The organism is Cryobacterium sp., from assembly GCF_026786305.1.
GTDB lineage: Bacteria > Actinomycetota > Actinomycetes > Actinomycetales > Microbacteriaceae > Cryobacterium.
Window position 1 is genome coordinate 15,690 of the sequence record NZ_JAJAYI010000074.1, and the last position, 23,289, is coordinate 38,978.

Annotated in this window: 18 protein-coding genes; 14 read left to right on the forward strand and 4 right to left on the reverse strand. The window is 65.1% G+C overall.

Annotation, left to right across the window (positions count from 1 at the left end; genetic code table 11):
- Positions 1–14 precede the first annotated feature (14 nt).
- The 4 genes from LH475_RS09480 to LH475_RS09495 are packed head-to-tail and all read left to right on the forward strand — an operon-like array spanning position 15 to position 4,003.
- On the forward strand, positions 15–1,283 hold the full coding sequence (locus LH475_RS09480; protein WP_196844753.1) for a histidine kinase: 1,269 nt from the start codon (positions 15–17) through the stop codon (positions 1,281–1,283).
- On the forward strand, positions 1,280–1,975 hold the full coding sequence (locus LH475_RS09485; RefSeq protein WP_297413642.1) for a response regulator transcription factor: 696 nt from the start codon (positions 1,280–1,282) through the stop codon (positions 1,973–1,975). The genes LH475_RS09480 and LH475_RS09485 overlap by 4 nt, the downstream gene beginning before the upstream one ends.
- Before the next feature lie 37 nt (positions 1,976–2,012).
- On the forward strand, positions 2,013–2,969 hold the full coding sequence (pip, locus tag LH475_RS09490; protein WP_196844752.1) for a prolyl aminopeptidase: 957 nt from the start codon (positions 2,013–2,015) through the stop codon (positions 2,967–2,969).
- A gap of 50 nt (positions 2,970–3,019) precedes the next feature.
- Positions 3,020–4,003 (forward strand): glycosyltransferase family 2 protein, encoded by a 984-nt coding sequence (locus LH475_RS09495; protein WP_196844751.1) that lies wholly within the window; start codon positions 3,020–3,022, stop codon positions 4,001–4,003.
- Here the strand turns inward: LH475_RS09495 and LH475_RS09500 are convergent.
- Complete coding sequence (locus tag LH475_RS09500) at positions 4,000–5,331, reverse strand: oligosaccharide flippase family protein (RefSeq protein ID WP_196844750.1); 1,332 nt, start codon at positions 5,329–5,331, stop codon at positions 4,000–4,002. The genes LH475_RS09495 and LH475_RS09500 overlap by 4 nt on opposite strands.
- Positions 5,332–5,374: 43 nt before the next feature.
- Entirely contained in the window at positions 5,375–6,328 is a 954-nt protein-coding gene (locus LH475_RS09505; RefSeq protein ID WP_196844749.1) for a hypothetical protein, read from the reverse strand.
- Between the two features lie 224 nt (positions 6,329–6,552).
- Between LH475_RS09505 and LH475_RS09510 the strand changes: the two genes are divergently transcribed.
- The 5 genes from LH475_RS09510 (at position 6,553) to LH475_RS09530 (ending at position 12,629) form a co-directional block, all read left to right on the forward strand.
- Positions 6,553–7,890 (forward strand): O-antigen ligase family protein, encoded by a 1,338-nt coding sequence (locus LH475_RS09510; protein ID WP_196844748.1) that lies wholly within the window; start codon positions 6,553–6,555, stop codon positions 7,888–7,890.
- A complete protein-coding gene (locus LH475_RS09515; protein ID WP_196844747.1) occupies positions 7,887–8,954 on the forward strand; it encodes an acyltransferase family protein in 1,068 nt (355 codons plus the stop codon). The genes LH475_RS09510 and LH475_RS09515 overlap by 4 nt, the downstream gene beginning before the upstream one ends.
- Positions 8,951–10,003 (forward strand): acyltransferase family protein, encoded by a 1,053-nt coding sequence (locus LH475_RS09520; protein ID WP_196844746.1) that lies wholly within the window; start codon positions 8,951–8,953, stop codon positions 10,001–10,003. The genes LH475_RS09515 and LH475_RS09520 overlap by 4 nt, the downstream gene beginning before the upstream one ends.
- A gap of 303 nt (positions 10,004–10,306) precedes the next feature.
- Positions 10,307–11,167, forward strand: a complete 861-nt coding sequence (locus tag LH475_RS09525) for a hypothetical protein (RefSeq protein ID WP_196844745.1) — start codon at positions 10,307–10,309, stop codon at positions 11,165–11,167.
- Between the two features lie 229 nt (positions 11,168–11,396).
- A complete protein-coding gene (locus LH475_RS09530) occupies positions 11,397–12,629 on the forward strand; it encodes a right-handed parallel beta-helix repeat-containing protein (protein ID WP_196844744.1) in 1,233 nt (410 codons plus the stop codon).
- Between the two features lie 50 nt (positions 12,630–12,679).
- On the opposite strand, the gene LH475_RS09535 is transcribed toward LH475_RS09530, so the two are convergent.
- Positions 12,680–13,198: an adenylyltransferase/cytidyltransferase family protein gene (locus LH475_RS09535; protein WP_196844743.1), complete on the reverse strand. Its 519-nt coding sequence runs from the start codon at positions 13,196–13,198 to the stop codon at positions 12,680–12,682.
- A 318-nt stretch (positions 13,199–13,516) separates the two neighbouring features.
- Here LH475_RS09535 and LH475_RS09540 point away from each other — a divergent pair, with 318 nt between their 5' ends.
- Positions 13,517–15,397: a hypothetical protein gene (locus LH475_RS09540; RefSeq protein ID WP_297413651.1), complete on the forward strand. Its 1,881-nt coding sequence runs from the start codon at positions 13,517–13,519 to the stop codon at positions 15,395–15,397.
- Here the strand turns inward: LH475_RS09540 and LH475_RS09545 are convergent.
- Positions 15,394–16,467, reverse strand: a complete 1,074-nt coding sequence (locus LH475_RS09545) for a glycosyltransferase family 4 protein (RefSeq protein ID WP_297413653.1) — start codon at positions 16,465–16,467, stop codon at positions 15,394–15,396. The two genes, LH475_RS09540 and LH475_RS09545, sit on opposite strands and share 4 nt — an antisense overlap.
- A gap of 199 nt (positions 16,468–16,666) precedes the next feature.
- On the opposite strand from LH475_RS09545, the gene LH475_RS09550 reads away from it, so the two are divergent.
- The 4 genes from LH475_RS09550 (at position 16,667) to LH475_RS09565 (ending at position 23,282) form a co-directional block, all read left to right on the forward strand.
- Complete coding sequence (locus LH475_RS09550; RefSeq protein WP_196844740.1) at positions 16,667–17,404, forward strand: hypothetical protein; 738 nt, start codon at positions 16,667–16,669, stop codon at positions 17,402–17,404.
- A 270-nt stretch (positions 17,405–17,674) separates the two neighbouring features.
- Positions 17,675–21,157, forward strand: coding sequence for a PKD domain-containing protein (locus tag LH475_RS09555; RefSeq protein WP_297413655.1), 3,483 nt, complete (start codon positions 17,675–17,677; stop codon positions 21,155–21,157).
- Positions 21,158–21,235: 78 nt separating this feature from the next.
- Positions 21,236–22,210 carry a glycosyltransferase family A protein gene (locus LH475_RS09560; RefSeq protein WP_196844738.1) on the forward strand — a complete coding sequence of 325 codons (975 nt, stop codon included), beginning with the start codon at positions 21,236–21,238 and terminating at the stop codon, positions 22,208–22,210.
- Positions 22,203–23,282, forward strand: a complete 1,080-nt coding sequence (locus LH475_RS09565; RefSeq protein ID WP_297413658.1) for a glycosyltransferase — start codon at positions 22,203–22,205, stop codon at positions 23,280–23,282. Before LH475_RS09560 ends, LH475_RS09565 begins: the two co-directional genes overlap by 8 nt.
- Positions 23,283–23,289: the final 7 nt, after the last annotated feature.

Consider the following 23,289-nt stretch of genomic DNA (forward strand, 5'->3'; position numbering starts at 1 on the left):
CGTACCATCGAAGAATGAGAACCCACACGTCTCCCCCCGAGCGCGCACTCGCAGCGGGGGGAGACGTGCGTCTGCCCACCCCTCCCGGAGTCGTGCGGCGGTTCTGGACCCGGCATCCGCACCTGGCCGACACGCTCATCGCGTTGATCTACGTCGTGCCGATGGCGCTCACCCTTCTTGTAAACCTGCTTGACGCCGAGCCGGCCCCGCTGCGTGATATTCTCCCGAACGCCGCCATCATGCTGCTCCTGGCCGCTGCCCTGTTCTGTCGCCGACGGATGCCGCGGCTCGGTCTGGCCCTGACCTGGGTCAGCCTGCTCACCTTTGCCGACTACGGCGAAGCCCACCTCGTGGCTCAGCTCCTCGCGCTCTACGCTGTCGCGGTGTACTCCGACGTGCGCAGCGCCTGGATCGGCTTCGGTGCGTCGACGGTGCTGACGAGTCTGGCCGCGTGGCACACCGTGAATCCGGCCGAGGTGCCCTGGATCCCCGTGGCCATCCAGGTGGCGATCATGATGTTCGCCGCCACCCTGGTCGGCGTCAACATGGGCAACAGCAAACGCTATGTGGCCTCGCTGCTCGAGCTGGCAGCGCAATTGACCCGCGAACGCGACCAACAGGCGCAGTTCTCGCGTATCTCCGAGCGGTCTCGCATCGCTGCCGAAATGCACGACGTGGTCGCCCACAGTCTGTCCGTTATGGTGGCGCTCGCCGACGGTGCCCATGCCATCGCTGCCAAAGACATCGGGCGATCCCGTGCGGCGATGCTTGACGTTGCTGTCACCGGGCGCCGATCGATGACCGAGATGCGGCGCCTGCTCGGGGTGCTCGACGTCGGTACCGCGCCGGTTCCGCTCGCACCGCAGCCGGGCATCGATCAACTCGCCGACCTCGTCGAATCCTTTCGATCGACCGGGCTCCCCGTCGTGTTGGAACGCAGCGGACGCGAACCCACCAACCCGAGCGTGCAGCTGACCATCTTTCGGCTGGTGCAGGAGTCGCTCACCAACGTGCTGCGCTACGCCGATACGCCGACCCGGGTCGTGGTGCGGCTGAATTCGGCGCCCGGAAGAGCCGAGGTCACGGTCAGCGACAATGGTCGGCTGCGCCGCGAACCGAGCGCTCATGCGTTCGGCCGCGGCCTGATCGGCATGCAGGAACGGGTGTCTATCTACGGCGGAACTTTTGAAGCCGGAGCGGGACTCCACGACGGGTGGCGCGTGCACGCCGCTATGACTTTCGAGAATGAACCGCGACAACCGGCCGTCGACGAGGAGAGATGACGGGACCAGGCATGGCCCCGCTGCCCGATCCGATCCGCATCATGCTCGTCGACGACCAGGCGCTTCTGCGCGTGGGTTTTCGCATGGTGCTTGAGGCCGAAGACGACTTCAGCGTCGTCGCCGAAGCGGGCGACGGCGCTCAGGCGATTGCGCTCGCCGCGAGTGTGCGCCCGCAGGTCATCCTGATGGACGTGCGCCTGCCGGGACTCGACGGCATCGAGGCAACCCGGCAGATTATGGCGGCCCAGCCGGAAGCCCGCATCATCATCCTCACGACCTTTGACCTCGACGAGTACGCGTTCGGTGGGTTGCGCGCCGGCGCGAGCGGCTTTCTGCTGAAAAACGCCGAACCGGGGGAACTGATCGACGCCATTCGCACGGTGGTCTCGGGGGAGGCCTCCGTTTCACCGCGGGTGACCCGGCGCCTGCTCGACCTCTTCGGCACCCAGCTGCCGCAGGCCGGCGCCCATGACGCCGATACTGCGGCCGCCGTCGCGGCCCTCACCGAACGGGAGACCGAGGTCTTTCTGGCGATCGCCGAGGGACTCTCCAACTCCGAACTGGCCGAGCGGTTCTTTCTCTCCGAGTCGACCGTGAAAACCCATGTCGGCCGCATCCTGCACAAACTCGGCCTGCGGGACCGGGTGCAGGCGGTTATTCTGGCCTACGAGCAGGGTCTCGTCGGCCGCTGATCCCGGCGGCCCCATGGGCGGGGCATAGGCTCAGGGTATGCGTACCTTCTACCCCGAGTGTGAACCCTACGAAACCGGCATGCTCGATGTCGGTGACAATCAGACCATCTACTGGGAGGCCTCGGGCAATCCCGACGGCAAGCCGGCGGTATATCTGCACGGCGGCCCGGGCGGCGCATCCGGCGCGGACCAGCGGCGGGTGTTCGACCCGGCGAAGTACCGCATCATCCTGTTCGACCAGCGTGGCTGCGGCCTCAGCACGCCGCACGCGAGCGCGCCCGACGTCGACCTGAGCGTCAACACCACCTGGGCCCTCGTGGCCGACCTGGAAAAACTGCGCGAGCACCTCGGCATCGAGCGCTGGCTGGTCTGCGGAGGATCGTGGGGCAGCACCTTGGCTCTCGCCTACGCCGAGACGCACCCCGAGAAGGTCACCGAGCTCGTCGTGCGCGGCATCTTCACACTGCGACCGGTCGAGCTCGACTGGTTCTACGAGGGCGGCGCCGCCGCGATCTACCCCGACCTGTGGGAGTCGTTCCTCGCGCCCGTTCCCGAAAATGAGCGCGGTCACCTGATTCAGGCTTATGGCCGGCTGCTGCACGACCCCGACCAGTTCGTGCGCGAACGTGCCGGCGTGGCCTGGGCCACCTGGGAATCCTCGACGATCACCCTGCTGCAGGAGCCCGACAAGATCGCACACTTCTCAGACCCTGCCTTTGCGGTGGCATTCGCTCGTATCGAAAACCATTTCTTCGCCAACCGGGGCTGGTTCACCCCGAACCAGCTCATCGACAACGCGTCCCGACTCGCCGACATTCCTGGCGTCATCGTGCAGGGCCGCTATGACATGTGCACCCCCGCGTTCACCGCGTGGGACCTGCACAAGAACTGGCCGGAAGCCGAATTCCAGCTGATTCCCGACGCCGGCCATGCCTTCGACCAGCCCGGCATCCTCGACGCCATCATCGAGGCGACCGACCGCTTCGCCGCCTAGTGCGCTGAGAATTTATCAGGCAATCCTGACCGATCTGCAATACTGACCCCATGACCGACTCGATCTTCGCCTCCCTCGCCGTCGTGGTGGTGAATTTCGGGTCGTCTACGTTGCTCGAAGAGAACCTGCAACCGCTGTCCCGATCGGCACCGGGCCTGCAGGTCGTCGTCGTTGACAACTTCACCGATGCGGCCGAGCAGGCCAGAGTGACGGCGCTCGCCGAACGAGAGGGCTGGCACCACGTGCTGTCGCCAACCAACCGCGGTTTTGGCGGTGGAATGAATCTCGGCGTCGCGCGGGCGCAGCAGACCGGCCGCACCCACTTTCTTCTGTTGAATCCGGATGCCGTCATCCCCGCCGACCAGGTCGCCCGCCTGCTCGAGGTTGTCACGGCGCATCCGCTCACCCTGGTATCGCCGCGCATCCTGCGGCCGGACGGCACGGTGTGGTTTGACGGAAGCGATCTGTATCTCGCCGACGGCCGCGTGCGCGCGACTCGCAGACGTGGGGACTTTGTGAGCGCACGGGTCACGCCGTGGCTGAGCGGCGCCTGCCTCCTGATCAGTTCCGAGCTCTGGCGCCGGGTCGGCGGGTTCAGCGATGACTATTTTTTGTACTGGGAAGACGTCGAGCTCTCGCACCGGGTGTTACAGGCCGGGGGAGCCGTTACGGTCTGTGCCAACGCGCAAGCGACCCACGCACAGGGCGGCACCCAGGGCGCCGGCCAGCACAGCGCCGGCCAGGCCAAGTCGTACTCCTACTACTACTACAACGTGCGCAACCGCCTGGTCTACGCGGCCCGCAACCTCGACGACGACGACCGCCGCCGCTGGCGTCACCGCAGCGTGCAGTCGGCCTGGGAGGTCATCTCCCGCGGGGGTCGACGCCAGTTGCTCGTCTCGTTGCAGCCCCTCATTGCTGCGGCTCGGGGGCTGCGTGACGGCCTGGCCTATCGGCCGGCTCCCGCCGCCAGGCCCACGACGGCCCCGACAGGAACGACTCCGACAGGAACGACTCCGACAGGAACGAACTAGCGCCTGCGCCGCCGAGTGAACCGTTTCGCGTATTCGCGCAGGGTCACAAAGTCGGTGCGTCGCACGCCGTAGAACTGCAGAGGGTTGATGCCGAATTTGCGATACATGAACATCAGATTCAGGTTGCTCGAGATCAGGTTGCCGGCCAGGGTTGCCAGCGCGGCCCCCATCGCCCCGAGCGGTGGTGCCAGTAGAATCAGCAGTCCAATATTCACCAGGCAGGCGATCAGCAACGACATGCTGCGCAGGCCGGGGCGTCCGCGCGCGCTCAGGCCGGAACCGCCGATCGACCCCGGCGTACCGAGCACCACCGCGGTGAGCAACACGACGGCCACCGGCAGCGCCGGCCGAAAATCTTCGCCGAATAGAAACGGCAGCCACCACAGCATGCTGATGCCGAGGAACAGCGCGGCCAGGCCGCACAGCATTGTCGAAATGCGGGCCGAGGATGCGAGGCGTGCGTCGACCGAATCGGCAGCATCCGCCACGAAGGTCACGTCACGAACCGCTTGGTTAATGATCAGCGGAAGCTCGCTCACGCTCACCGCGACCACGTACAGCCCGAGCTGATAGGTGCCGGCGAACGGCGTCATGAGCACTTGGTCCAGCCGGGAGAGCAGAATTCCCGACAGCGAGCCGACCCAGATGCGCAGGCCGTAGCTGAGCAGCCCGGCCGTGCGCGCCTCCCGGGGCACCTCGAAGGCGCGCGGGTCGAGGCTGCGCATGCGCCCGATATAGACGAACAGCCCGGTCACCGGCATAGCCGCCACGGCAATCGTCGCCACGAGCGGGGTCAGGGTGCCGGTGATCCAGAACGGAATCAGCACGGCGAGCCGGAGCGACGAGGTGATGATGCGTTCCAGCGCGACCAGCCGCCAGCTTTGGGTAGCGGATGCCACCCCGCGGAACACGCCGACCAACAGGTTGGGCACAATGGCCAGGCAGGCCACCAGGATGAGCTGCTGCACCGTGGGGTCACCGCCGCTGAGCCAGGCGGCCGACAACACGACGGCGCCCATGGCGAGCAGTCCGGCAACGACCAGAATCAGCAAGCCCCGGTTCGACGCATTGCGGGCCAGGGTGGGGTTGCGGGCGATCGCCCAGGTGACAGCTTCGGGAACGCCGAAGGTCGCGACGGTAACCACGAGGGCCAGTGGTGCGGTTGCGGCGGCCACCGCGCCGCGACCGTCGACACCGAGGGCCTGGGCCAGGATCGGACCGGAGAACAGCGCGACGAGGGGGGGGAAAGCGTTTCCAATCAGCGCAATCGTCATGTTGCGCGACACCGAGTTCGACGCCGCCGCCCGACGCGTGGTCGGGCCGGCCACAGGCTCAGCAGGCCGCTGGGCCGGCGCCGGTCCGCGGGGTCGCCTAGGCACCAACGTCGCTCACCACCGGCACGGCAGACGGCTCCAGCGGAAGACTGGACAACCCACCCGAATCGCGTGGGTCATCGCGCAGTACCCGCTGTCGTTCGAGCGCGCCGACGCACGCCGCGAACTGCGCGTCGTTACCGCCCTCGGTCACGTTCAGCCGATAGAGGGTGCCGCGTTGCGAACCGGGAATCGCCGGATATTCCGCCTGGCTTTCGCCGACCTGTCGCGCGCGAATGCCGTGCCGCACTCCCACCGAGTAGACCCACAGATCGTCGGCCCGCGGGGCGACTCGCAGAAAGGCGTCTCCCTCGGCGCGCAGGGCGTCGAGCAACCCGAGCGGGTAGTAGATGCCGGAGACGCCGGTGCAGAGCGTTCGAAAACTTGCGGCAGTGCCGCGGGCGGCGACCCACTCGGAATAGGGCGCCACCCGGTCGCCGTCGAAGGTGATGGTGTGGGCGCGCTGGCCGGTGATATCCAGCGGATGCCGAGCGGCCGCTTCGAGCAGCTCGGCCAGCCACGTGCGAGGATATAACACGTCGTCGTCGGCGGCGACCAGGGGAAGCGTCGGCCCGGTCAGGGCATACGGATATTGCTTCTTGTGCGGCCCGAAGTCGGGGCAGGAACGAATCTCCAAACCCCTCCGCTGCAAGCGACGAAGCGTGGCCGGCGGGTGTGTCACGGTCGTCGTGTCATCGAGCCAGAGGATCAGCCGTCGGGGGCGAACTCGCCCGGCAGCAATGGTCTCGAGGGCGTAGAACACCAGGTCGATTCGATGGCCGAACGAGGTCAGGTTCACCACGACGGCGCCCGATCCCGTCACGGCTCGGCGGCTGAGCCGGTTGGTCAGTCGCAGGCTGGCGAGGCGTGCCCTGATACCCGCGCGCTGGGCCAAGGCGGCCGGGTCCCGGCGCAGGTCGGCGAAGAGCCGATCGAGTTTATTGATGACCACAGGCTGCTTCCGGTCGCACGATGAAAATCTCTCATGAAATCGCCACTATACAGGGCAGGCCACCCACCCCCGCGCCCCCTTCTCGGGGGGGTGATGTTCTCTCAGTTTGAGTCGGATCGCTCTTGTCGCTACTGCACGGAGCCGTCTATTCTTATGCACGATGTGGCTGCGCAACAGGAGTCGGTGCCCGTACCGTTCCTGTGCGGCCCGGGTGGTGGTGGCTAGTGTCCCCTCAGGTGCGCTCCAACGAAACAGCACTGCGCCCCGCTCCGGCGCCGCCCCCGCGTACCCGCACGGGTCGTTTCGTGTACCGGGCGCCGCCCATCGTCAACAAATTCATCGTCGTGGTTGTTCTGGTCGTCGTCGCGATGCGGCTCGACATCGACCAGGGCGTCACCGTGGGCGCCGTGGCCTGTGTGGCACTGTTTCCCGTGTGGTTTCCGGTGCTGCGCCAGTATTGGGGCGCACGACTGCTTCTGCTCGGCGGAGTGGTCGCGATCGGCTCGGGCATCTGGCTCGCCGCTCTGTCGGCACCCACGCACGACACGAGCCTCGGCCAGGCCCTCGGCGCGATCGCCGGTCTGGTTGGTTTGCTGGCCGGCGTTGGATTCGTGCTTTGGGCGCGCACGGTTCTGCCGGATTCCCAGATCGCAATTTGGTACGGCGTCGGAATTCTGCTCGGCGTCTCGCCCTCAAGTGAGCTGTACGCGGCCAACCCGTGGCGGTTCGGATACTCGGTGGCCCTGACCATTCTGCTGCTCGGAATCACCCTGCAGCTGCGCCGTCGCTGGCTGGAACTAGCCGTCGCGCTGCTGCTCACCGTCGTCGCCACCGTGACGGATGCCCGATCCACGTTCGCGTTCATGCTTCTGACGGTGCTGTTGGTCGCTTGGCAAATGCGCCCCACCCGACCCACGCGCGGCAAGTCGGCACTGCGCGCCCTGCTCGGACTCGGCGTGCTCGCCCTCATCGTTTTCAACGTGATCCAGGCGCTCATCCTCGACGGAGCGCTCGGGGAAGCCACCCGGCAGCGCACCCTCGCCCAGCTCGAGGAGACCGGTTCGCTCATCCTCGGCGGCCGTCCTGAACTCACCGCGACGATCGCGCTCATGCAGCATCAGCCGTGGGGGTTCGGCGTGGGTACCGCACCCAATCCGCAAGATATCCTGGCCGCCAAAACCGGTATGGCGGCAATCCACTACGACCCGAACAATGGGTACGTCGATAACTACATGTTCGGCGGGCACGTCGAACTGCACTCGATCATCGGCGATTTCTGGGCAGGTTTCGGCATTCCCGGGCTTCTCCTCGCCCTCATCATTCTCGTACTCATCGTGCGCAGCATCGGCAAGCACGTGTCGTCCAATACCGCCAGTGCCGTGCTGCTCTACCTCGGCATCAAGGCCGTCTGGTTCATGTTCTTCGGCCCGTTCTTCAGCTCCTCGGTCTTGCTCGTGCTCGTGCTCGGACTGCTCATCACCCGCAAGGCGCCCGCCGCAACGGATGCCGCGCTGCTGCGCCCCGCAGCCCTCCGCCCCGCGCTGGTTCGGCTCCGACGATGAGCGGCACGAGGCCGTCGACCGAACGCATCGGTTGGGTTGACACCGGTCGGGGTATCGCCATCCTGCTCGTCGCCCTGTTCCACTCCGTGAATTGGCTGCTCGGCGCCGGTTTCGATATTCCGTACTGGCGAGAAATCAACGACGGGCTGTCGTCGATGCGCATGCCCCTGTTCTTCGTCTTATCGGGCCTGTTCGCCCCTAAATGGCTTCTCAAGCCCTGGCGCGATCTGTGGACGGTCAAGGTGCGTCTCTACCTCTGGGTCTTCCTGCTCTGGGAGGTGGTCGGCTCGATCGTGTTCCTGCTCGGCCAGACCATGAAGGGCGAGGGCTTCGGCTTGCGCCAGGCAGTGCTGGGCCTCGTGATGTCGCCGGTACTGCCCCGGTTTGAGCTGTGGTTCATCTGGGCGTTGTCGATCTTCTTCGTCGTCGCCAAGCTCAGCCGCCGGGTGGATCCTCGGCTGCAACTCGTGATCGCCGGCGCCGTGTCACTCGTCGCCCTGAGCGGACTGGAGACGGCCAACGTGGGCTGGTCCGGCTCGCTCAAGTATTACTTCTTCTTTCTGGCGGGCATCTACCTGCGCAGCTGGATCATTCGCATCGGCACGGTCGACAGCCGGCTGCTGATCGGTGCGGCGATACTACTGTGGGTGGCCGTCACCGCCACCGTCGCGCTGCTCGAGCTGCGCGACGTATTCGGCCTGTACTTTCTCAACTGCCTGGTCGGTGTCATCGGCGGCATCGCGTTCAGTCGCACCCTGCGCGGCGCGCGCTGGTTCGGTGCGATCGGGCGGGTCACCCTGCCCATCTACTTGGCGCACACACCCATCGTCATCCTGATTTCCTTCGTGCTCTCCCTGCCGAACTTCTTTCCCGCCCTCGCCGGTATCGCGCCCATACTCCCGCCCATTCTCGCGGTCACGGCCGTTCTGCTCGCCCTCGCGCTCAACCGATTCGCATCGCGCAGTTGGCTGCGCTACGCCTACGAGCCGCCGCCGTTTGTCACCGAGCTCGGGCAGCGCCGCCGCCGCATTCGCCCCGCCCGATCGACCGAAGAGTCGACATGACCGGGGTGCCGGCAATAGTCCCGGGCCGAGACGCCTGGATCGACGTCGCGAAGGGAATCGCGATCACCCTGGTCGTGCTCTATCACTCCATCATGTACTTGGACGAGGTTGGGCTGGCCGGCGCACTCGCCCCGCTCAATCCGCTGTTCGACACGTTTCGCATGCCCCTGTTTTTCTTCATGTCTGGAATTCTGGCCGCGTCGGCCATCCGCTTGCCGTACTGGCAGTTGTTTCGCAAGCGTATGTCGCTGCTCCTGTATCTCTACGGTGCGTGGGTCACCATGCAGACGCTTTTTCTGCTCGCTCTGCCGCCGATCAGCCCGTCGGGAACGCCGAACGCCACGTGGGCCAGCCTTGTCACCCTGTTCCTTCGGCCCAGTTCCAATCTGTGGTTCATCTACGCGTTGCCCCTGTTTTTCACCCTGTCCTGGCTGATGCGGCGGTGGCCTCCGCTCCTGCAGGTCGCGCTCACCATGGTCATCGCGGTGCTGTTCGGTGCGCAGCTGCTGCACACCGGCTCGCCCTGGGACAAGATGGGCAAATACCTCGTGTTTTTCATCGCCGCCATCTACGTGGGGCCGCTCGTACGTCGCCTCGTGCCATCCGTACGGTGGTGGCATGTTGCGATGTTGTGCCTCGGGTACGCCGCACTCGTCGTCATCACCACGAAACTGACGCTGACCCGGGTTCCGTTCGTGCTGCTGGTGCTGAGCACGCTCGCTGTCATCGTCGGCATCACCGTGGCCGTGCTGCTCGCCAGGATGCCCGCTTTCGATTTCGTGCGCTCACTCGGCTCCCGCACCCTGCCGATTTATCTCCTGCACACCTTTCCGATGACGGCGCTCGCGGCTATTTTGGTCGCCTTCGACGTGCGCGTTCCGGCGATGATTGCGACAGCGTTGCCGCCGCTGCTCTGCGCCGGAGCGATAGTGGTTGCTCTGGCGCTGCACCGGCGGTTCCACGCGGTTCCGGGTGTCTTCACGGTGCCGGTCGCATCCTGGGTCATTACGCCGCAGCGCGCCGTGATTTCGACGAGCCCGCCAGGTTGATTTGACGTAATTTCATTTTTGGGTAACACTCTAAACACTATCGGTGACTCCCTGCGGTTGCCTCAACCGCATACCCGAACGTGCACCACCCGAAATGAATTCATGACCGATCGTATCTCGCGTACCCATCGTCGACCCTCAAGCCTCAGTCACCGCAGTACCCATCCCACCAATGTGCACCACCCGGACGTCCACCGTTTTGATCCACCTCGTCCCCGCCTCAACCGCTCCGAGTTGCCCCACCCGGTTCGCCCTGAGCGCACACGAACGTGGCGCTTCACGAGCACGCGGAGCCCGAGCTTCGTGGCCGCCGTCACCCTCGCCCTGCTCATCCCCCTGGCCGGCCTGGCCGCTCCGGCTCAGGCTGCAACCGGAGGCGTCGTGCGTATCGCCACCGCGAGCGACAGCACCACCGGAGTTCCTTCTGGTACGGTCCTGAAGGTGCACACTGGCGATCTCAATATCACCCAGGCCGGCACCGTCATCAGCGGACTGGACATTCGCGGCCTGGTCAAGATCAACGCGATCAACGTGACGATCAAAAACTCGATCATTCGCGGACGGAGTGTCAGTGCTCCCGCTGCGCTGGTCAACAACCTCGGTGGGCGCTCCGGCCTGAGGATCATCGACTCGGAGCTGTACCCGTCGACGCCGTCACCCGATATCAATGGGATCTACGGCTACAACTTTGCCCTGACCCGCGTCGACATCCACGGCGTCATTGACGGTGCTCACCTCACCGGCAGTAACGTCACTATCGCCAATTCCTGGCTGCACGGCAACCTGCACTACGCCAGTGACCCGAATCAGGGCGGCAAACCGAGCCATGATGACTCCATCCAGATTCAAAAGGGCAGCAACATCACGGTGTATGGAAGTACCCTGAGCGGCTCCCACAATGCCGGGGTACAGATCACCCAGGACACCGGAGACGTGTCGAACTTCTCCTTCAAGAACAACTTCGCTGATGGCGGAGCCTGCACCATCAATGTGGCCCAGAAATCGTACGGCCCCGTCTACGGCACCGTGATCACCGACAATAAGTTCGGCCGCAATACCAAGGTCGCCAACTGCGCCATTATTTCGCCCAGTACGACCAAGATCAGCACGGCACGCAATTACTACACACCCGACAGCACAATCGTCTCGGTGCATGCCGGGTAGCCCGCCCTTCGGCTGCCACATGATCAGCACTGTGCCCAATGGCACTGTGCGGTAACCGATGCTCCCGTGTCGGGGCAGCCCGTAGCGCGCTCGCGCGCCTCAAGGTATTCACAACTTTCCGTTTGACCAACTCTTTCTGATACGGAAAGCTGTACCAACGACCGGCGGCTCCCTTCAGCTGCCCCGCCCAACACGTCCCGAAACGTGTGCAGGACACGAAATTACATTTATGAAACTCAACTCGAAACTAATCCACGGCTTACCCGCCCCCAGGAACGTTCGTTCCCGGTTTAGTCGTGCGCGCACGACGGCCATCGCCACTGTCGCCCTGGGACTGACCGGTGCATTCATTGGGATCGCGCCCGCCCAAGCCACGGAACCGTCGGAGGCGAACTACACGATCTCCTCGTGGGTCGCCGACCCGGTGGTGACCCCCGCGGCCGACACCGCGTCGAAAACGGGCCTGACCCCGGCCCAGTTGCGCTGGCTCCTGGCGCAGCTGTTTCCGCCGGTGGCTCCAGCGCCGGTTGTGGCGCCCGCGCCGCAGCCGGCGCCAGCGCCAGCTCCTACTCCCGTTCCTGCTCCGGCCCCGGCGCCGGTGCCGGCCCCCGCGCCCGCCCCCGTGCCGGTTCCGGTTCCGGTTCCGGTTCCGGCTCCCGTTCCGGTGCCGACTCCACCATCGACGGGAGGCACACCGAACGCCAGCAATACCGGAGTGCCTGCCGGCACCGCGCTGACGGTGCATAACGGTGACCTGACAATCACGAAGGCCGGAACCGTCATTGACGGCCTGGACATTCGCGGCATGGTCAAGATCGAAGCGCCCAATGTCACCATTAGAAACTCGATCGTGCGTGGACGGGACCTGAGCGGTCCGATGGCCCTCATTGGTAATCTCGGAGGCTTCGAAAATCTGCGCATCATCGACACCGAACTGTTTCCCTCCACGCCGTCACCCGACGTGCAAGGCATCTACGGCTATAACTTTGAGGCAACCCGCCTCAACATTCACGGTGTGATTGATGGCATTCACCTGACCGGTGGAAACGTCGCGATCACGGACTCGTGGGTGCACGACAACCTACACTACGACCGGGACCCGAATCAGGGCGGAACGCCGAGCCATGACGATTCCATTCAGATTCAGGAAGGGTCGAACATTCGCATCGACGGCAATCGGCTAACCGATGCGTGGAACGCCTCCGTGCAGGTCACCCAGGACCGCGGTGACGTGTCCAATCTCACCATCACGAATAACCTCGCCGATGGCGGTGGATGCTCGATCAACCTCGCTGAAAAAGCGTACGGCCCCCTGCAGGGCGTGGTCATCAGTGACAACACGTTTGGCCGTAACACTCGGGTCGATGATTGCGCGGTGATTGCCCAGTCGTCCACGAAGGTGAAGATGGCGCACAACTATTACACGCCCGACGACACCCTGGTCGTAGTTCACCCGGGGTAACCGGCGCACCCGCCCTTTGGTCGATGCGGTGGCGGGGGCGGTGGCTGGCTCTAGGAGGTGCCCTCAATCGTTTTCGCCTGCCAGCGTGCCGTGGCATCCGGTCGCGTCAGCGCGTCGAGCGCTCGGCGTAGCATCGTGCTGGAGGTGTTGACCGTGTACGGAAAATACACGACTTCCACGCCGACAGTCGCAAATTCATGCTCGAGGCGTGTACCCCGTAGTGTGCCACGCCAATCGTCACCCTTGAAAAAGACATCGAATCGCAGCTGGCGCCAGGTCTCCATTTTGTCTTCTACGACCTCGGCAACAGCCTCATCGACGAATGAGATGTGTCGCACGATCTCGAGACGTTCGACCAAGGGCACCACCGGGGTGACGCCCTTCGTCAGCTCCAGCATTTCATCGGACACCACGCCGGCGATCAGGTAGTCGCACTGACTCTTGGCGTGCTTGAGAATATTGAGATGGCCCACGTGAAAGAGATCGAACCCGCCAGCGGCGTAGCCGATGAGAAGAGGTTTCGCCCCGTCGGCGTCTGGCTGGTGGGGGAGGGGGTATTCTGCGGCCATAAAGTGCTCAGATTTCTCTCAGGCTGCCCCGCGTGCGCGGCAGGATTCGGGTAGGAGAATTATGTGGAAGTAGTGAGGAATCCTAACGTCTATCCAGCGACGTGACTAGGGTGCAATGCGGCGCGTCACTGTGGCCGGTCACCGGTCACCGGTCACAGTGGCTGGCGCAGCATCCGGTGCGGTTCTTTCATAATTGCGCCAATTTTTGGCCCTGCAAATTTCGATTATGCGGCTTGGGAAAAAAAGGAAACTGAGTATAATTCCCACACACCGGGGGTCGTTTCGAGGCCACCGACCAAAAGAAATTGAGGCTCTCCTATGTTGTGGCGTTTTCGCTCTCCCGTGACAGCCTTGGTCGCACCGGCAGTTCTTGTCGGCGCTATATTTACCGGGACGGGAGCGGCCCAGGCCGACACGTCACCGCCCAGCGCTTCCACCCCGAAGACCGTTGCAGCGGATGCCCTGCCCACGGCGCAGATCAACGGCGTCGTGTGGTCGCAGGTGATCGTGGGAAACACGGTCTACGTCGGCGGCGAATTTACCAGGGCGCGTCCGGCAGGAGCATCAGCCGGCACGAGCGAGGTGTCGCGCAACAATCTCATGGCCTACAACCTGTCGACCGGAGTGATGACATCGTTCAACCCCAGTTTGAACGGCGTCGTGCGGGCGATTACCGCCTCCCCTGACGGATCGCGCATCTACGTTGGTGGTGGCTTCAGCACCGTCGGCGGGGTAGCGCGCACGCGGCTCGCGGCCTTCAGCACGGCGACCGGGGCGCTGCTGACGGACTGGAAGCCCACAGCGAACGGAACGGTGCGCGCCCTCGGCGTCTTCGGCAGCACGGTATACGCCGGTGGAAGTTTCACCTCGGCCAGCGGACAAAGTCGACAAAAGGCGGCGTCCTTCAACAGTTCCACCGGTGCTCTGGGCGCTTGGAAGGGCACCATTCCCGATGGCGCCGTGAACGCGCTGACGGTCTCACCGAACGGCGATCGGGTCGTCATTGGCGGCTCTTTCACCTCGTACAACGGCGCGACGACTCCCGGCTACGGCATGGCTGCGACAGACTCAAGCACCGGAGCCGGCATGACCTGGAATATCGGGAAGCTCATCAAGAATGCCGGGCCCAACGGTGCCATCCTGTCGCTCACCTCCGATGCCGATGGCGTCTATGGCACCGGGTATGACTATGGTCCCGGCGCGATGTTCGAGGGCACATTCCGGGCCAGTTGGAGCAGTGGCAACACCGTCTGGATCGAAGACTGTCACGGTGATACCTACTCGGCCGTGCCGGTCGGAGACGTGGTGTACACCACCGCCCACGCCCACTTCTGCGGCAATATTGGCGGGTTCGGGGAGACGAACCCGCGCAGCTACCACCGCACCCTGACCTTCACCAAGGCTCCCACCGGCACTATCACCCGGAACGTGACCGGCGGCAGCTACTTCAACTTCGAGGGGAAGCCGAGGCCGACCCTGCTGGCGTTCTATCCGGACATCAACACGGGAACGTACACCGGCCAGGGGCAGGGCCCATGGAATCTCGCGGCAAACTCCCAATACGTTCTCTACGGTGGTGAGTTCACGATCGTGAACAACAAACGGCAGCAAGGCCTCGTGCGCTTCGCGGTGTCGTCGATCGCGCCCAACAAGGAGGGTCCGAAGGCCACGGGTAGCAACTTTCAGCCCACGCTCAGCACCCCGAGTGCGAACTCGGTGAAGGTCACCTGGAAGTCCAACTATGATCGCGACAACGAACAGCTCACGTACCAGGTGTTGCGAAACGGTGTCGTGGTGCGCACACAAACCGGGCTGTCGGTGGACTGGAAGCGGCCAACCATCAGTTGGACTGACACCGGGCGATCGGGTGGAACGACGTATACCTATCAACTGCGGGCCACCGATCCGTTCGGCAACACGGTGACTGGAACCTCGGCTGGTATCAAGGCGACCGGCGCCGCGAACAAGACGGCTCCCGACGCGACCATCACGCCGGATGTGCCGACAAATGCCCCCGATCAAACGCTGACGCCGGAGGTCGCGCCGGTCCCCGACGTCGTACCCGCACCCGCACCCGCACCCGCACCCGTCCCGGAGGTGAAGCCTGAGCCGGTACTGCCCCAAGATCCGCGGGCGCCGGAGCTGAAGCCGGCCCCGGACGACACTCTCCTGCCGATCCCAGAGGTGCCCGCCGCCTAGCTCTGCGTCACGACCTGAGCGATGAGGTTGCGGCGGCGGTCCTGAGAGAAGAGCGGGTTGACCTGGGCCGGTTCGGGCAGGCGCGAATGCGCCTTCACCGCCACGGCCAGGTCGACGAGGGCGGCGGTGATATCGCGGTCGGGGGAGTCGGTGCGGCGCACCCCGAGGCCGCCGACGACCGGAAGAACTTCTCCGGCGCCGCCGTCCGCAAAGCCGACCGAACGCACGCCGACCCGCCAGGCTTCGATCGGCACCAACCCGAACGGTTCCGGTGTTGATGGAAAACAGGCCACGGCATCGATTTGATCGGCGATGGCTGCCACGGAGGCCGCTTCACCGCGGTATTCGATGCGCGGGTCACGTTTCACGAGCGCCAGGACGGCACGCAAGGCGTCATCCTGTCCGGGGTACGGCGCACCAAAAAGAAGAAGCCGCCAGCCGCAACCGGACAGCGCCGACGATTGGAGTGCCTGGGCGACCTCGAGGTGTCCTTTGTGTCCGTTGACCCGCCCCACGACGGCGAGCGTCAGCGGATCATGCACGGTGCGGTCCGGGACCGCCTCGACGGCACTGAACACCGGAGAGGTGACCGTCAGGCGATCACGGCCAACACCGTGGTCGTTCAACCACGCTGCAGTGGCTTCGCTGCACGCGCACACCGGAAAGTTGCCGGAGGCCAACAGGATGCGCACGAGCAGGCCGCCAACTCGACCCAAGAGCAGTTCGTGCACCGAAACATAGAATCGTCGACGTCGCAACCGCAGCAGGGGAATGTACGCGCTCAATGCCAATGTCCATAGCACCACCACATCTGCGCGGGCCACGTCATGACGCAGGGTCAGCGGATGCAGCAGGTCGGTCAATTTGCTGCGACGCAACACCACGAGCGACGGGTCAACGACGACCGACACTGCAGCACCGAAATGCGCCAAATGGGTGGCCAGCGGGCCGGTGTGCGGAACCACGACGAGCACGTCGTGCCCGAGGCTCACCAGGCATTCCACTTCCTGGCACAGCACCTTGGAGGCACCGTAGGCATCATTGCTGCCGTGCAGAATGGCAATTTTCATGTCTGTCGCCTCGTTGTTCGAATGCTGATCGGGTGTCAGTTTTTCACACTGTACAGCGTGAGCGGATACCCCCGTACGGGGCTCGCGAACCCCCTAGGAATCAAGGTGAACCCCGTGTATTAATAACTGCAACGTATTAAACAGCTGCACGACGGTTCTCCCCGATTGTGTGACTACCCGAGCAACTTGGAGATCCACCATGTCAGTGCGCCACCCCGTCGATAACAGCTCCGGCCCCACCATGGGCGGGAAGCCGAACAATCGACAGCGCGTCTGGTGGATCGTTGCATCCGCTGGGCTGGCGGTGCTCATCGTCGTGCTCGTCGTCGCCGGCGTCGCCGCGTCGAACGGGGCCGCCCCGAACGCGGCGGAAACCAGCGAAAGCCCTACGCCGAGCCAGCGGTCAACCGCCACGCCGAGCGCGGCGCCGTCGCCCACCCCGCCGCCCATCCCGTCACTCACTCCGTCTCCAACGGCGCCTCCGGCTGCCGCTCCCGCGCCGACCGAGGGCGCCGTGGCCGAACCGGCCCCGCCTGCCGCGCAGGCTCCCGTTCCGCTCACCGACTCCGCCGCGGCCCTACCTGGCGTGGTTTTCAGCATCGGCACACTCGAGGCGGTCGACGGAGTTGCACGCGGGCCGGGCGAGGTGGGCGGTCCTTCCTTGCGTTTTAGCGTGACCGTGCGCAATGACACGCGAGACACCGTGTCTTTGACCTCCACGGTCGTCAACCTGTTTTTCGGCGCCGGGCAGAGTCCCGCCACCGAATTGACGGCTTCGGGCGGGGCCCCGTTCCCCGACTCGGTCGCGCCCGGCGCGACCCAGCAGGGAGTCTTCGTTTTCACCGTGCCGAGCGACCAACGCGACCAGGTGCGCATCGCCGTGGACTACTCCGTGGGCGTGCCGATCGTGCTTTTCGAGGGCGCAGCCCCGCGCTGATCACGACTCCTGACGGCCGCGTTGGGCGTGCGGGGGATGTACCCCCGGAAAGGGGGCATCCATCAGTGAAAGATTCTCACTATACTCCGAGAAATGCTCCGGCTACCCGACTGCCCGGCAGCTGCTCCCGAGTAAGGAATCTTCGTGCGAACTCTCCCCGCGTCTCGCCTGCATGACAACCCGCCCATGTTCTCATTGCGCGACGGGACCCACTCACGTGCGGGAGGTGCTCGGCCGACGCGTGCCCACTGGCTACGCGCGCTGACCAGCATGACCGCGCTCGTGACCGTACTCGTGACCGTGCTGGCGGGTGGCGTGACTGCACCACTCATGGCACAGGCCGACACCAGCCCGGTGGATTCCCGTACACCCGTCACCGTTGCCGCCGATGCACTGCCCACGACCCAGATCAACGGGGTCGTCTGGTCCCAGGTGATTATCGGCAACACGGTCTACGCCGGAGGCGAGTTCACCAAGGCCCGGCCCGCCGGCTCGGCCGCCGGAGTCAACGAGGTCGTGCGCAACAATTTGCTCGCGTACAACCTCACGCCCGGCGTACTCAACATGAGCTTCAATCCCGACCTCAACGGTGCCGTTCGATCGCTCGCGGCATCCGCCGATGGCACCCGACTCTATGCCGGTGGATTCTTCACCACGGTCGGAGGGGTGACCCGGTATCGTCTGGCAGCGTTCGACACCGCCAGCGGCACCCTCGTCTCGTCGTGGGCCCCAACGGTCAACGCGTCGGTGAAAAGTCTGGCCAGCTATGGCGACACCGTCTATGTGGGCGGTGTATTCACCTCGGCGAGCGGGGTCGCCCGCAATCAAACCGCCGCGTTTGACGCGTCAAACGGTGCAATTCGGGGCTGGACTGGTAATCCGGTCGGTGGGTCGGTCAACGCCATGGCGATTTCGCCGGACGGCACCAAGGTTCTCATCGGTGGTTCCTTCACTTCGTACAACAACAGCGATACTCCCGGCTACGGTATGGCCGCGACGGACTCGGTTACCGGAGCTTCCCTGCCCTGGGCCGTAAACGCTCTGATTCGTAATGGTGGCGTCAACGGAGCCATCACGAGCCTGACCTCATCGGCTGACGGCGCCTTCGGCACCGGATACGACTACGGAAGCGGCGCGAACTTCGAGGGCACCTTTCGGGTCAACTGGAGCGACGGATCGCTGGTCTGGATGGAAGACTGCCACGGTGACACCTACTCCGCGGTGCCGTTTGGTAACGTCGTTTACACCACCGGTCACGTTCACTACTGCGGCAACATGGGTGGACCGGTCGAGACCGCGCCGCGCTCCTATCACCGCACGCTGACCTTTTCGATGGCGGCAACCGGTACTCTCACGCCCAACGCCGTCGGCAGCTATGCCAGCTTCACCGGCAAGCCCAGCCCGAGCATCCTGACGTTCTACCCCGAAATCAATTCGGGCACGTTCACCGGCCAGGGCCAGGGGCCTTGGACGATAACCGGGAATGGGCAGTACCTGCTCTACGGGGGCGAGTTCACCAACGTCAACAACAAGGGTCAGCAGGGCCTGGTTCGCTTCGCCAGCACGGCGATCGCCCCCAACAAGGAAGGCCCGCGCGTGGCCAACGCAGCCTTCGCGGCATCTGCTTTCGTACCCACGGTAGATTCCCTGTCGGCCGGCACCGCCCGCATTGGTTGGAAAGCCGCGTTCGATCGGGACAACGAACGGCTCACCTACGAGGTGCTGCGCGACGGAGTCTCCGTCGGCACGGTGGCGGGCTTGTCGACCGACTGGTCTCGGCCGCCCATGGGATTCACCGACACCGGGCTGACACCGGGGCAGAGCTACGCCTACCGGGTGCGGGTGCGGGACTCCTTCGGCAATGTGAGAACCGGCAACCCCACTAGCGTCACCGCCGCCGGCTCGGGCGAGTACAACGCCTACGCCAAGACCGTGCAGAGCGACTCGCCGACGTCATACTGGCCGCTCGGCGAACCGGGCGGAACGACGGCCTACGACTGGGCTGCCGCCTCAAATGAAACCACCGGTACTGGCGTCACCCGAAATGTCGCGGGCGCGCTCGCGGCGGACTCGGGCACCGCCTCGCAGTTCAGTGGAACCACAGCGGGAACCGCCGCCTCCTCGGCCTTCGAGACGCCCCGAGACGCCTTCACTGTCGAAGCATGGGTGAAGACCACCACCACCCGTGGTGGAAAAATCATCGGGCTGGGCAGCGCTGTGACCGGCGCTTCCGCAGCCTACGACCGCCACGTCTACATGGATAACGCCGGGCGCCTCTGGTTCGGCGTGAAGCCCGGCGTTCTGCGCACGGTCAACACGACCGCGTCGTACAACAACGGCCAGTGGCACCACATCGTCGCATCGGTCGGTGCGAACGGAATGTCTTTGTACGTCGATGGGGTGCTGGCCGCCCAGCGCACCGACACAACCACGGCCGCGCCGATTCAGGGGTACTGGCGCATTGGCGGTGACAACCTCAGCGGCTGGACCAACCGACCAGCGAGTGACTACATCGCCGCCGACATCGACGAAGTTGCCGTCTACAATACGGCCCTCAGTGCCAGTGCGATCGCCCGGCATAACTCGATCGGTCGATCCGGTCCGCTGGCCAACGTGCCGCCGACCGCCTCATTCAGCAGCGCGATCACCTATCGCGGTCTGAGCGTGGACGCGGCGGGGTCCGCCGACTCCGACGGCACCATCACGAGCTACGCCTGGAACTTCGGTGATGGCAGCACCGCAACCGGAGCCACAACAACGCACTCCTACGCGGCCGCCGGCAGCTACCTCGTCACCCTCACCGTCACCGACAATGCCGGGGCCAGCACGGTCACGAGCCGCACGGTCGATGCCACAGACCCGCCGGCCAATGTGGCACCGACTGCGGCGTTCAGCTATCAGGTAACACCGCTTGCGATTGCAACGGATGCCTCCGCCTCCACCGACAGTGACGGAACCATCACCGGCTACAGCTGGGACTTCGGTGACGGTAGTACCGGTACCGGTGTGGGGGCGTCACACACCTACGCGTCCCCCGGCAGCTACAACGTGATCCTCACGGTGACCGATAACTCCACGGCCACCGCGCAGACAACGCAAACGGTCGTGGTGCCGAACGTGGATCCAAACATTCCGCTGGCCACCGACGCGTTCACGCGCACCGTGGCAACCGGTCTGGGTACCGCCGACACCGGCGGAGCCTGGACCACCACCGGTACGGCATCGAACTACTCGGTGAGCGGGGGCGTCGGCCGTCTCAGGGCCGCCGCCGGAGCCACCGTCAACGCCTATCTCTCCGGCGTGTCCTTGCTCGACACCGACATGATCGTCACGACGACTCTTCAGCAGGATGCGACCGGATCCGGCACGTACACCTCGCTGATCGGCCGCCGGGTCGGTACGGACGACTATCGGGTGCGCATGAAGAACCTGTCAACCGGAGTGGTGCAGCTGCAGCTCATGCGCGGTGCGACCAGCCTGAAAGCCCTGAACATCGCCGGCCTCACGTACACGACCGGAAGTGCAGTGCAGCTGCGGATGCAGGTCACCGGGTCGGCGCCGACCACGATTCGAGCTAAGGTCTGGGCGCTCGGCACTCCAGAGCCGGCGGCCTGGCAGATTACGGTAACGGATTCAACCGCCGCTATGCAGACATCCGGTGCCGTCGGTCTGGCCTTCTATCTCGGGTCGACCGCCACGGTGACGCCCGTCACCGCCACCTTTGACGATCTGATCGTGACGCGAGCCAATTGATTCCGGCCTCGTTCACGAGCGCACCGTTTCGTTTCTGCAGGATCTGCACCGATCGCACCATTACAGAAGGGGTTGGTCATGTCACGTGTCAACCGATCCACCACTGACCAGTGCGTCGTGATTGCCGTGCTGACCTATCGTCGCCCGTCCGACCTCGAAAAGCTCTTGCCGGCGCTGCTCGACCAGGCCGACATGGTGCTCGCGCCGGTGGAGATCGTCGTCATCGACAACGATCCCGACGCCGGAGCTCGCGCCCTAGTGGCCGAGACCAGCTGGTTGGAGGCGGCGGAGCCCGCATCGACTCGTCGGGCGTCCATCCGCTACGTGCACGAACCGACCCCCGGTATCGCCTCGGCGCGCAACCGTGCGCTGCAGGAAGGCCGCGACGCCGACCTCCTCATCTTCATCGACGACGACGAACGGCCCAGCAGCCACTGGCTCGTGCAACTGCTCGACACCTATTCGACTTACCGGCCCGCAGCCGTCGTTGGCCCGGTGCTCTCGCAGTTCGACACCGAACCCGACCAGTGGATTCGGGCCGGCGGCTTCTTCGAGCGCCGACGGTTCACCACCGGCACGCCGGTCTCGCTCGCCGCAACAAACAATCTGCTGCTCGACCTTGCCCAGGTGCGTCGATTGGGGCTGAGCTTTGACGAACGGTTCGGGCTCTCCGGCGGGTCGGATTCGCTGTTTACCCGGCAGCTGCACCAACGCGGCGGGCAGATGATTTGGTGCGACGAAGCCATCGTCATCGATGTGGTGCCGGTGGACCGCCTCACCCGAGAATGGGTGCTGCAACGGGCGTTTCGCATGGGCAACACCTGGAGTCGCATTAATCTCGACGAAACCGAAAACGGCAGGCGCATCCTCGTGCGCTTGAACCTGCAAGCGCGCGGTGTCGCACGAGTCTGCGGCGGGATCGTGCGCTACCTCGCCGGATCGGTCGTCGGCCAGGTGCCGTTGCGTGCCCGCGGCCTGCGTACGGCCGCCCGCGGCGCGGGCATGCTGGCCGGTTCGGTGGGGTCGGTGTACCACGAGTACAAGCGTGGCTAGCAGCCGCATTCGGACCGACCGGGCACGGCTGTACCGCACCCTGCGCAGCGCCCACCTCGAACGAGCGCATGAACTGCCGCCGGCCGTCATTCTGTTCCGTATTAAAAGGTATGACTTTCACGAGGAGCTCGCCCGGGGCCTCGTTGTCGTGCAGGCTCACCCGCTGCGCGCTGCCTGGCTTCTGGCTCGTTCCCCGGTCACGACGCTCGAAATTGGCGAACCGCTCATGCTCTCGAGCGTGTGGGCCAGCGCGTTGGCGATCAGCGCCCTCCGACTCCGGGCCCTGCTCGGCGGTCGCCGAGCGATCATCGAGAGTTACGCGCTGGAAAACGCCGACCCGTTCGAACGCGAGCTCGGCGCACGGGCACGACTGCGCCGTGGCCTCAACGGAGTCGCCGCCCGCTTTGTCTGGCGGCAGACCGACCGCATCGTTTTCGGAACGGATGCTTCCCGGGTCACCTACCGCACAGCCCTGCCCGAACCCACCCGGGATGCCATCTCTGCCGTTATTCCGGCCTTGCCGGCCCGGTGCACCTGCACGCCTGACGGTGACGTCGATGGCAGCCGGGTCGTGGTTCTCGGGGCGTTCGCCCCCCGCAAGGGGCTGCCGAACATTCTCGCAGCATGGCCGCTCGTGACCGCGGCGCTTCCCCAGGCACGGCTCACCCTCATCGGCAAGGGCGCCCTGGAAAATCGGGCGCGGCAGGCCGTCGCGGGGGACCCGACGATCGAGCTGCTGATCGACCCGCCGCGCGGCGAGATTCATCGCCAGTTGCGGCGCGCCCGCGTGCTGACCTTACCCAGCCAGCCGACCGCCACCTGGCGCGAACAGGTCGGCCTGCCGATTGTCGAGGGACTCGCGCACGGCTGCCACATCGTGACCACGACCGAAACCGGGCTTGCGACCTGGCTTACTGAGCACGGCCACGACGTGGTCGCGCCGGGTTGCACCCCGCAGCAGCTGGCAGATGCCGTGGTGCACGCACTGCAGGCCCCCCGCCCCGCCGCCGACGATCTGCCGGCCGTTGACGGTCGCCTCGCTGCCGACGCCTGGCTGTTCGCCGGCGCTTGAGCCAGGG

What these genes read in the sequence shown, in the direction of transcription:
- LH475_RS09550 (WP_196844740.1), top strand. Translation starts at nt 16,667, where the DNA reads ATGTCAGTGCGCCACCCCGTCGATAACAGCTCCGGCCCCACCATGGGC.
- LH475_RS09485 (WP_297413642.1), top strand. Translation starts at nt 1,280, where the DNA reads ATGACGGGACCAGGCATGGCCCCGCTGCCCGATCCGATCCGCATCATG.
- LH475_RS09535 (WP_196844743.1), bottom strand. Translation starts at nt 13,198, where the DNA reads ATGGCCGCAGAATACCCCCTCCCCCACCAGCCAGACGCCGACGGGGCG.
- LH475_RS09480 (WP_196844753.1), top strand. Translation starts at nt 15, where the DNA reads ATGAGAACCCACACGTCTCCCCCCGAGCGCGCACTCGCAGCGGGGGGA.
- LH475_RS09520 (WP_196844746.1), top strand. Translation starts at nt 8,951, where the DNA reads ATGACCGGGGTGCCGGCAATAGTCCCGGGCCGAGACGCCTGGATCGAC.
- LH475_RS09545 (WP_297413653.1), bottom strand. Translation starts at nt 16,467, where the DNA reads ATGAAAATTGCCATTCTGCACGGCAGCAATGATGCCTACGGTGCCTCC.
- LH475_RS09530 (WP_196844744.1), top strand. Translation starts at nt 11,397, where the DNA reads ATGAAACTCAACTCGAAACTAATCCACGGCTTACCCGCCCCCAGGAAC.
- LH475_RS09560 (WP_196844738.1), top strand. Translation starts at nt 21,236, where the DNA reads ATGTCACGTGTCAACCGATCCACCACTGACCAGTGCGTCGTGATTGCC.
- LH475_RS09495 (WP_196844751.1), top strand. Translation starts at nt 3,020, where the DNA reads ATGACCGACTCGATCTTCGCCTCCCTCGCCGTCGTGGTGGTGAATTTC.
- LH475_RS09540 (WP_297413651.1), top strand. Translation starts at nt 13,517, where the DNA reads ATGTTGTGGCGTTTTCGCTCTCCCGTGACAGCCTTGGTCGCACCGGCA.
- LH475_RS09515 (WP_196844747.1), top strand. Translation starts at nt 7,887, where the DNA reads ATGAGCGGCACGAGGCCGTCGACCGAACGCATCGGTTGGGTTGACACC.
- pip (WP_196844752.1), top strand. Translation starts at nt 2,013, where the DNA reads ATGCGTACCTTCTACCCCGAGTGTGAACCCTACGAAACCGGCATGCTC.
- LH475_RS09555 (WP_297413655.1), top strand. Translation starts at nt 17,675, where the DNA reads ATGACCGCGCTCGTGACCGTACTCGTGACCGTGCTGGCGGGTGGCGTG.